Below are 9313 nucleotides of genomic sequence, written 5' to 3' on the forward strand. Positions count from 1 at the left end.
CATAAAAATATACTAACTCCAGGAGTAAAAAAATGAGTAAAACACAAGACCAAATTTTAGATTCCGAATGGATTGAATTAATATTGGAAGCTAAAGCGATGGGAATAACAGAAGAAGAAATAAAAAAATTTCTAAAGAATTATGACCAGTGTGATGATTTAAATTTAAAATAATATAAAGAAAAAATTGATTTTTGAAATTTATGACCAAAAAGACTAATTTATAAAAATTATGGAAATAGAAAGTTCAATAATGAAGAAAAACCCTTGATTTATCAAGGGTTTTCGTCGATGTGTAAGTATGGAGCATAGGGGGCTCGAACCCCTGACCTCTACGCTGCCAGAATAAAGGTCAGTTTCTTCTATTGTATATGTATACTCAGTTTGATCCTGTTATAAATTCTTTAAAATATTACTCGCATTGTTTTTATGTCTTTTCCTTGGCTTGCATATACCGATCGACCATCTTCCTTGTTGTTTTATCTCCTGTCGATTTCATAATCGAAATATCTGTCATCCCTATCATCACCGTACTGGTTGAGAGTTCAATTCGTAAATTACGCCCCACAAAGTCCTTTGGATTCATTCCCGCTGCTTCAATATATTTCTTAATAATTAACGCAATGGACCTATCACTTAATCGGCTGTTGATGTTTTGATGACGATCAATCGAATGGAAGAGAGCAACACTATGTAGATTTGCTGCTTCTATCTAATTTTCTGTTGCTTTGGCTCGACGATAATCATTTTTTAGGAAAAATACCCAATTTAAATATAGCAATAAAATAGGAGGAGAGATTTAAATCAAAATACCACTTTAAATCATATTAATCTTATCGATAATATGATTTTCTCTAATTTTATAAACTATGAATAACCGCGCATAATTTCCCTTATGCGCGGTTATTCAGTGAGATCGTCTGAGGCGAAATGAAAATATCCTAATTGTATAATCGTTCATTAATTTTTTATATAAATTTCATGTTTACCGCTAAATTATCTTGACTATATAGATAGATTTCATCTCATATTATAGGTTTTTATCAGTTGTTACTATTACTAATAAAATTCGAATCATTCTTTAAAATTTTTAAAGTGATACTATTTTCCGTTATCTATATTCCAATTTATGTAATTCGATAAAAAAACAATCATTTCTGGAGTTTAGGTTATTTATATTTAATTTGTATATTTACAAAATTTTATGAATTATTATAAATATAAATATTGTATGTTAGTTAATTTTTATGCAAAATTCTTAGTTATGCTTATTGCGCTGACTGGCAGTTCAGTTGAATAAAAAACGTACTAAAAATAAAAAAACATCAAACAGCTATTATGCGGCTTTACCTTATTAAGATTGCGTGAAGCGGTTTCTTTTTTTATACAACTCTACAATTGCTTATGATTGACAAGCAACCATAGAGTTGCTTATACTCGATATATGAATTGGGACAAAGACGCTATATTCAAAGCACTTGGCGACTCGACTCGGCGGCTTATATTAGACGAACTATCCGAACGCAACGAGCTGACGTTGTATGAACTTACGGTACGTCTCATTATGAAGCACAATCTTTCCATTTCGAGACAAGCGATTGCTAAACATCTTTCTGCATTGGAAAATGCAGGGCTGGTAACATCCAAACGAAAGGGTAAATATCGAGTAATTTTTTTCAACAATGAACCACTTAAAAATTTGCTGAAAGGATGGATAGAGTAATTTTTTAAAATCGGAACAGGACTTCTGACAAATGTGTGGGTTGTTTTGCTTGCGGCCAGATTGATAGCACAGCACCATGCGTCACAAATAAGGAGGCAAAATAGTATGAAAATCATTGTTACTAGTCTGTTCGTACAAGATCAAGACAAGGCGCTGGAGTTTTATTCAGAAAAACTGGGGTTTGTAAAAAAGGAGGACGTTCCCGTCGGAGAATTTAGGTGGATAACGCTTGTTTCTCCAGATGATCAAAACGCTACCGAGCTTTTACTCGAACCGAATAACCATCCTGCTGCCAAGGAGTATCAAAAGAAGATATTTGCTGAGGGTATCCCAGCAACAATGTTTGGTGTTGCTGATATTCGAAAAGAGTACAAACGATTAATGGAAAAAGGCGTGAAGTTTACTATGGAACCGACAGAAATGGGCGAAGTCACAATAGCTGTCTTCGACGATACATGCGGCAACCTTATTCAGATAGTGCAGAAGTAACGCAGTTCTTAACGACTTTATTGGTAAGTTTTAAGTTTGGTGAAATGTTTTTATCAAAAACTAATCAACTTTATGTTAACCCTGTCCTAATTTGAGGACGGGGTTATACGTTTTTAAGGTATAAAAATAAATGATATTGTTGTTATTTCACAATAAAAATGTGCATTGTTAATAATTTCACCTAAACTAACGGGGCCTTGAGTTGAACAATCAGCTACCGTTCTTGGGGGCTTTTCTTATTGCATCACAGATAATAACCAAAGTGTAAACAAATTCAGACTTTTTCTTAATAAATATCCACTACCTTACGCAAGAGTTAAGGTTAATATATACGACTTAAGAAAAGAGATTAACTATATTTTGTACATGATAACTAGGAGGATCCGTGTGCGTTAATAGCACAAGCACGGTTCTGCGAGGGGAGGGAGTGCAATTTACTGCCAAGTAGAAAGGCTCCCTTCTACTTGGCTGGTCGAAGAAGGAAAATAATCGTTGATTGAACTTGTATATACAAGTTATACTGAATGTATGCGTTATCAATTCGTAAGTGAAAGTAGGTCATAAAATGAAAACTGAAAAAGAAAAAATGTTGGCTGGGGAAATGTACAACCCCGCTGACCCAGTATTATCAAAGGAACGTAAGGAAGCAAGAACCAAGGTTAGGATATATAATCAAACATTAGAAACGGAAGGAGAAAAGCAGACTGCATTATTAAAGGAATTACTCGGTTCAACTGGAGAAAACGTATGTATGCGGCCCAATATACGATTTGATTATGGTTATAACACACACGTAGGAGAAAACTTTTTTGCTAACTTCGACTGTACCATTTTAGATGTTTGTGAAGTGCGATTTGGAGATAATTGTATGCTTGCACCTGGCGTACAAATCTATACAGCAACACATCCGCTTCATCCAATGGAACGTAATTCAGGTAAAGAATATGCAAAACCGATTACTTTTGGAAATAATGTATGGATTGGAGGAAGTGCAATAATAAACCCAGGAGTAACAGTAGGAGACAATGTTGTCATCGCATCAGGTGCAGTAGTGACTAAAGATGTACCAGATAATGTAGTGGTGGGTGGGAACCCGGCAAGAATCATTAAAAAAATTGAATTATAGAAAATCAAAAAAAGTTTGTGAACATTGTACTTAAATTAACTGGTGTTAGTGTTAAATACGGAGCTGTGATTTTGTCAGAATAGTTGAATAAGGTTTTTTGTTTGAGTGGCTGTCAAAAGAAATAAAAAAGGAGACTAACACAATGAAATCTGAAAAAACTAAAATGTTAAATCAAGAATATTACATATGTTGGGACCAAGAGTTAACCGAAGAAAGAGAAAGAGCGAAAGATTTGTTATTTGAATTTAATAATATGAAACCATCGGAACGCTGTGAAAGAAACCAAATCATTCAAAAATTGTTTCATTCTGTAGGAGAAAATGCGTGGATTGAATCCCCTTTTAACTGTGATTATGGTTATAACATTACAATTGGGGATAATTTCTACACAAACACAAATTGTACCATTTTGGATTGTGCCAAAGTTACTATTGGAAACAATGTGTTGATTGGTCCAAATGTTAGTTTGTATACACCAAATCATGCAATGGATGCAGAAGAGCGTAAAGCAGGCTATGAGAAATCATTGCCAATTAATATAGGGGATAATGTTTGGATTGGTGGTTCAGTTACGATTGTTCCAGGAGTAACTATTGGTGATAATACTATTATTGGTGCAGGGAGTGTTGTGACAAAAGATATACCTGCAAATGTTATTGTGGCAGGTGTACCATGTAGAGTTATCAGACCAATAACTGAAAAAGATAAAATTGGGTTGAAAACTCCTGTACATAATAATGAAAAGTGAAAAGCTACTTTAGTTGAAACAAACTTACCATTAACTGCTTAATTAATTTACAGGGGCAATGCTAGAAACAGCATTGTCTTTTTATTTGATTGGCATAGTAGAATGTGAAGTATTGTACTTATGTTATCGGGTGCGTTAACACAATAAGTATATATTTTTAACAAGGATTTATATACGTTTTTTATACATAACTTGTATATAAACCCTCTTTTTATATACAAATAATATACATAAATTCACTTATGTAAGCTATAGTTTCTGATTGCCATATACAAAAATAATAGCTCCTAGGAGAGTTAACAGTGAGAGAAAAAGTTAAAAAGAAATAGCAGAGAAATCTTCAGAGGAAATAGATCATTGTATATAGTTAAATGAGGAATATAAAAGCTGTTTACTTTATAGAAGAGATTCAGAAGATGATTATGTTAGATAAAATGTAAATTCCTGAGTACCGATAATCAGATATTATCGGAATTCAATGTATCTAGGAGCCTACAAAAAATCCTCTCCAGCTAAGCGATCTGGAGGGGATTTGTGTTCACCTAATTCTATGTTGTTGGACAGAAAAATAAAATATAGCTATATCAACTGTGACTTTAAGAGATGAATTGCATACTTTTTAAACGCTAAATTTTATTCAAAATGGTTGTTAAGTGACAATAAAGTTAGTTAAAAAATAATAAAGTCATTTAAAAATGCCAATTATATTATTCCATTAAAGGGTCCAGATTGTTTAATAAGGGATTACGCAAATATGGTGAATTTGAAGTACTTGGTATTATTCTAAATCTAAATAGCAGCAATGTAGTTCAATAATGCTATGTATGGAAGCAAACGTTAAAATCTATAACGGTTGTCACATCGTTAGGAAGTGTTTCCTGAAAACGAAAACTGTATGTTCCATGGTATTTCATATTTTTTCTCTCATGAGTAAAAGACAATATTTTACCCTCTAATCACACTAACTTACCATTGAAGTTAGTTTATAATCGTTTTACCATTATTATAGAAACAAAAAACACAACGTTGAATAAGAGGTAATAATCTACTTCTAAAAGCAATTTTTTATCCTCTTTCAGGAGATAGATGGTCTCTGTTTCATTTTCAGGAGGTAAGTTTATTTTAATATCTTAAAATTAAAATATTGAAATAAAGTTAGACAAACAATGAGAATTGAATAAACTATTGAAAATAGGAGTGCGTATATATGTCAATTAGGGAAAAAATGAAAAGTGGAAGATTATATCGCTGCAATGATGAAACTTTGGCAAAAGAACAGATGCAATGTCTAGAGGTATTATATGACTTTAACCGCACTAGACCTTCTGAAGTAGAAAAGAGAAAGGAAATTTTGCATAAATTGTTTGCGGAAGTAGGTACCGACGTTTATATCGAACCACCACTTCATGCAAACTGGGGACGACACACACATGTAGGAAATGATGTCTACGCCAATTTTAACCTGACACTGGTAGATGACACCGATATTTATATAGGAAATAATGTATTAATTGGTCCTAATGTAACGATTGATGCAGGAACTCATCCGATTCATCCAGAATTGCGGAGAAAATCAGCACAGTATAACCTGCCAGTGGTAATTGAGGATAATGTTTGGATTGGTGCAGGTGCAATTATCTTGCCAGGGGTTCGTATTGGGGAAAACACAGTAATCGGTGCTGGTAGTGTAGTTACAAAAGATATTCCATCCAATGTAGTAGCAATAGGAAGCCCTTGCAGGGTAATGCGGGAAATCAATGAGCATGATATGAAGTATTATTATAAAGACATGAAAATTGAAGAAGAAGATTTATAATTTCAAGCGATTCATCCCTCACCTCCAGGAACAAAGAGAATAGGTGGGGGATGAATCGCTCTTTTTTTGTTTTGAGGGGTTAATGACATGACAGATTTTATGTCTTTTGATAAAATATACACAAACAAATGTTCGAAGGGACGAGAAATACAATGAAGGCTTATTTTTCTAATCGTGTGTATAAACAGACATTATCGAAAGAATACGTTAATTCTATTTCTCATGCCCTATTGGTGTTTAATCGTGCCAAACATTTTTCTTTTCAAACACAAGTCGTAGAAAAACGCTCTGGAACATCCAAAAGAGACAAATCTCTTCATCTAACGGTGAAAGACTGTTTTTCGCTAAATGACCACTATGCCAATAGTGCGGTTCAAGAATCGAATGCGATGATGAAGGCACAAAAAGAACTGCAAAAAATGCACATCGAAAACAAAGAAGTTCAAATTCACTCGGTGAAAAAGAAGATAAAATCAATCAAAAGTCGTTTGACCACTTTGATGAATAACAGCCCCCGTTACTTTAAGTGAAATGTTTTACATAATACCATTATAATTAAGCTTAGAAGCTAGCCAGATAAGAAATCTAAGATTGTCGAAATGAGTCGTTTTATGTATTATGGAACCAGTAGTCATTTTTCACGCTTTGGAGGAAAAACAATGGGGAAACTATATTCCTTTGAATTGGATGAAGAGAAAGGCATTTTCTTTGTAAAAGTAGGCGGCTTTTTTAAAGAGGAAAATGCAAAAATATATTTAAGCGAGTTTCAAACCATCGTAAATACTATTAACCCTTCCAAGTATAAATTAATTATAGATGGACGTGGACAAGAAAAAGTGGCTGGTCATGTGGTGGATGATATCACATTCGTTTTACAATTATATTCGATGGCTAATTTTAAAAAGATAATAATTATTAATCCTTCCTCTCCTGCTTCAAGAATGCAGATTGAAAATTGTGTAAGGAAAATTATCTTTCCTGGAATATTGGTGGATTCCATTGATGAAGCTTACAGCATACAAGATTAATAATATGTTAACTTGTAACGGGTTCAGTTAAGAGGTGGAAAACTTATTTTGACAATTGACACTTAAAATAACAATTCATTTATTGAACTTTAAAGCCCCTTCTTCAACAAACCTGTCAATTAGTTTAATAAGTCTTTTATACACATCTATTTAACATAATACCTCTTATAAGAAACAAGAAAAAAAAGGAGAAGGCGGAATTTGTCCATATTCGGGCAAATTCCGCCTTTTTTCGTTTGGGAAATAAGCAAAAAGCAAGGAGATATCTCAGAAGTCCATACTTTCGTTTTCTCGGGTCTTCTTGCCTTTTTCTATATTTTTTGTCAGTTGACAAGAAATAAGGGATTCAGAAGCTTTTTTCTTGTCAATCAAGGGGAAGGATAGTTGAAGACTGAATATCTGAAACTTTGTAGATAATGCATACGTCTATAAAATTAAAAGGAGATTCATTATGAAACTAAAGATTTTTATTATAATGATTTTCGTTTCATTGATGCTTTTTGCTTGTAAGAATGTAGTAAGCCCCAAGGAGCATTTTGGAGAAATTTACAGCATTGCGTTAGACTCAATAATGGAAAAAGACGAAACATTGAATAGTGATATGGAATTTGTAGCTATTGATTTGAGTAACTTAAATGGATTAAGTGAAAAGGATAAAAAAGAAATAGTAAATTTTTTTAAAGGTGAATATAAAGTTGAAATAATGGATGCTACTTTTGATGAACTAAAAGAAAAAGGATACTATAACCCAGATACATTGGCTTTGGATGGTGTTCTTCTCAGTATAGAAAAAGTTGATATTAAAGTTGATATTAAAGTTGATATTAAATTTAATAACAATATTTTCTTTGAAAGTTCTAAATATCGGTCAGGAAAAGGGGCTATTAGTGTAGAGAGTACAGTTCATCACAAAGATCGTAATTGGCGGATTAAAAAGTCTAAAGAGACGTGGATTAGTTAATTTTCATTATGCAAACGATGCTTTTGTGGAATACGGTTATTAAATTAATTTTAACTATTTAAAAATAGAAATCAGTGAGCAATATTACCATAAACCACTTATTATTTAAGTGCTGCTGTTACAGCTTTTTTGGAGGTTTGTAATTTGTCGTAGCAAGCAGCCAGAAGACCTCGAACTCTCGACGTACATGTGGCTTCGAAGTCTTCTAGCTGCTACGTGGGTAATATTTATTCTAGAGATAGTTAATTAACTACTAAAGAAATTAAAAGAGAAAGGAAAAAAGATAAAAACAGGTAAGCATATCTGCTAAAAAGAAAGGAATCTTTTTTGAAAAGTAAAACAAGAAAATTCTCTGAAATTCTTTAATCTATAAGGATTTATCATGAGAATCACTCCTACTCTTTCTGATCGTATGTAAATATATATGGTAGTTTATTAAACTTGAAGATGTTTTTCGTTTGATGAAAAATGATAAAGTAGTATATTAGTAAATATTTTACTTTAATATATTTTTATGGTTATGTTGAACAACTTACTAATTACATAGGAGTACTGACAATGAAAAAATATTGGAAAATTTTATTAGTGATTTTTATTATATTGATTATTCCCATTTTTAATATCTATCAATATATTTCTAGTCCTCCAAGTTTAGTTGGTACTTCAGATAGTGGTACATGGAAGGCAGAATATTACCTAGAAAAAGGAAATACATATTGGGATGGCAAACTAACACGATTAACCAAAACACCAGTATTAGTTAGTGAACTTAATTTATATGAAGCTGGTAACCGTGAAAGTTATGGTCCTTATCCAAATGCTCAAAAAAAATATTATGACTTTAAAACTTTAGGCGATAAACCAAGTAGGGGAACAGAATATAAGGTAGAAGTAAAGTGGGGAGATAATAAGGGAAAGCATGAAGAAATATTTCTTTTAAAAGAAGATAAAAAAACATTAACCATTAAAGATTTAATTAGTTTTAATTAAAATATATACCCTGCAGCCTTACTCTAAAATTTAATTAGAGTAAGTTTTTTTATATTGGAAGTACAGATAGTTAAATGAAAAAATTATACATTAAAGCCTGAATCCTTGATATAAAAAAGGATTGTTTGTGGTAGAGATGGTAAAAAATGAAAAGTAGTTATCTTTTACTTTTGACCTATATAATAAGAATTAGGAGACAGCTTGTTTTTTTCTGAAAATAGAAAAAATCAAAGGAGTTCAAACGATGCTTAGGCCAATTGTGAATAAGGTTTGCTGCAAGAATTGTGATGATATCATTGAGTCCATATTTACTTATGATTTTAAAACATATAAAGGCGGTATTGAGAAAAAGAGTATTAAAAAGGAAAAAAGAATATAGTGGACCAGAATGACTTGGAGAGTTCATTCATTTAATAGTATTAAAATTAATATT

Annotated in this window: 11 protein-coding genes; all 11 read left to right on the forward strand. The window is 32.2% G+C overall.

Annotated features, from left to right (window positions below):
- The first annotated feature begins 32 nt into the window (after nucleotides 1-32).
- The 11 genes from CWS01_RS16380 to CWS01_RS23225 all read left to right on the forward strand — a co-directional run bounded on the left by CWS01_RS16380 (nucleotide 33) and on the right by CWS01_RS23225 (nucleotide 9259).
- Entirely contained in the window at nucleotides 33-173 is a 141-nt protein-coding gene (locus tag CWS01_RS16380; protein ID WP_101178251.1) for an anti-repressor SinI family protein, read from the forward strand.
- Between the two features lie 1270 nt (nucleotides 174-1443).
- On the forward strand, nucleotides 1444-1722 hold the full coding sequence (locus CWS01_RS16385; RefSeq protein ID WP_101178252.1) for an ArsR/SmtB family transcription factor: 279 nt from the start codon (nucleotides 1444-1446) through the stop codon (nucleotides 1720-1722).
- Between the two features lie 105 nt (nucleotides 1723-1827).
- The gene (locus CWS01_RS16390) at nucleotides 1828-2211 is read left to right on the forward strand and encodes a VOC family protein (protein WP_101178253.1); all 384 of its coding nucleotides are present in this window, start codon (nucleotides 1828-1830) and stop codon (nucleotides 2209-2211) included.
- 565 nt (nucleotides 2212-2776) lie between these two features.
- Entirely contained in the window at nucleotides 2777-3337 is a 561-nt protein-coding gene (locus tag CWS01_RS16400; protein WP_101178254.1) for a sugar O-acetyltransferase, read from the forward strand.
- Nucleotides 3338-3479: 142 nt separating this feature from the next.
- Nucleotides 3480-4085, forward strand: coding sequence for a sugar O-acetyltransferase (locus CWS01_RS16405; protein ID WP_101178255.1), 606 nt, complete (start codon nucleotides 3480-3482; stop codon nucleotides 4083-4085).
- 1207 nt (nucleotides 4086-5292) lie between these two features.
- The gene (locus CWS01_RS16410; protein ID WP_101178256.1) at nucleotides 5293-5901 is read left to right on the forward strand and encodes a sugar O-acetyltransferase; all 609 of its coding nucleotides are present in this window, start codon (nucleotides 5293-5295) and stop codon (nucleotides 5899-5901) included.
- A 152-nt stretch (nucleotides 5902-6053) separates the two neighbouring features.
- Nucleotides 6054-6431 carry a hypothetical protein gene (locus CWS01_RS16415; protein WP_101178257.1) on the forward strand — a complete coding sequence of 126 codons (378 nt, stop codon included), beginning with the start codon at nucleotides 6054-6056 and terminating at the stop codon, nucleotides 6429-6431.
- Nucleotides 6432-6560: 129 nt separating this feature from the next.
- On the forward strand, nucleotides 6561-6929 hold the full coding sequence (locus CWS01_RS16420; protein WP_101178258.1) for a hypothetical protein: 369 nt from the start codon (nucleotides 6561-6563) through the stop codon (nucleotides 6927-6929).
- Between the two features lie 451 nt (nucleotides 6930-7380).
- Complete coding sequence (locus CWS01_RS16430) at nucleotides 7381-7890, forward strand: peptide ABC transporter substrate-binding protein (protein WP_101178260.1); 510 nt, start codon at nucleotides 7381-7383, stop codon at nucleotides 7888-7890.
- 558 nt (nucleotides 7891-8448) lie between these two features.
- Nucleotides 8449-8880, forward strand: a complete 432-nt coding sequence (locus tag CWS01_RS16435) for a hypothetical protein (RefSeq protein ID WP_101178261.1) — start codon at nucleotides 8449-8451, stop codon at nucleotides 8878-8880.
- Nucleotides 8881-9124: 244 nt separating this feature from the next.
- Complete coding sequence (locus CWS01_RS23225; protein WP_268877083.1) at nucleotides 9125-9259, forward strand: DUF7695 domain-containing protein; 135 nt, start codon at nucleotides 9125-9127, stop codon at nucleotides 9257-9259.
- Nucleotides 9260-9313 lie beyond the last annotated feature (54 nt).

This window comes from Niallia nealsonii (assembly GCF_002835805.1).
Lineage (GTDB): Bacteria > Bacillota > Bacilli > Bacillales > Cytobacillaceae > Niallia > Niallia nealsonii.

What these genes read in the sequence shown, in the direction of transcription:
- CWS01_RS16380 (WP_101178251.1), top strand. Translation starts at nt 33, where the DNA reads ATGAGTAAAACACAAGACCAAATTTTAGATTCCGAATGGATTGAATTA.
- CWS01_RS16385 (WP_101178252.1), top strand. Translation starts at nt 1,444, where the DNA reads ATGAATTGGGACAAAGACGCTATATTCAAAGCACTTGGCGACTCGACT.
- CWS01_RS16390 (WP_101178253.1), top strand. Translation starts at nt 1,828, where the DNA reads ATGAAAATCATTGTTACTAGTCTGTTCGTACAAGATCAAGACAAGGCG.
- CWS01_RS16400 (WP_101178254.1), top strand. Translation starts at nt 2,777, where the DNA reads ATGAAAACTGAAAAAGAAAAAATGTTGGCTGGGGAAATGTACAACCCC.
- CWS01_RS16405 (WP_101178255.1), top strand. Translation starts at nt 3,480, where the DNA reads ATGAAATCTGAAAAAACTAAAATGTTAAATCAAGAATATTACATATGT.
- CWS01_RS16410 (WP_101178256.1), top strand. Translation starts at nt 5,293, where the DNA reads ATGTCAATTAGGGAAAAAATGAAAAGTGGAAGATTATATCGCTGCAAT.
- CWS01_RS16415 (WP_101178257.1), top strand. Translation starts at nt 6,054, where the DNA reads ATGAAGGCTTATTTTTCTAATCGTGTGTATAAACAGACATTATCGAAA.
- CWS01_RS16420 (WP_101178258.1), top strand. Translation starts at nt 6,561, where the DNA reads ATGGGGAAACTATATTCCTTTGAATTGGATGAAGAGAAAGGCATTTTC.
- CWS01_RS16430 (WP_101178260.1), top strand. Translation starts at nt 7,381, where the DNA reads ATGAAACTAAAGATTTTTATTATAATGATTTTCGTTTCATTGATGCTT.
- CWS01_RS16435 (WP_101178261.1), top strand. Translation starts at nt 8,449, where the DNA reads ATGAAAAAATATTGGAAAATTTTATTAGTGATTTTTATTATATTGATT.
- CWS01_RS23225 (WP_268877083.1), top strand. Translation starts at nt 9,125, where the DNA reads ATGCTTAGGCCAATTGTGAATAAGGTTTGCTGCAAGAATTGTGATGAT.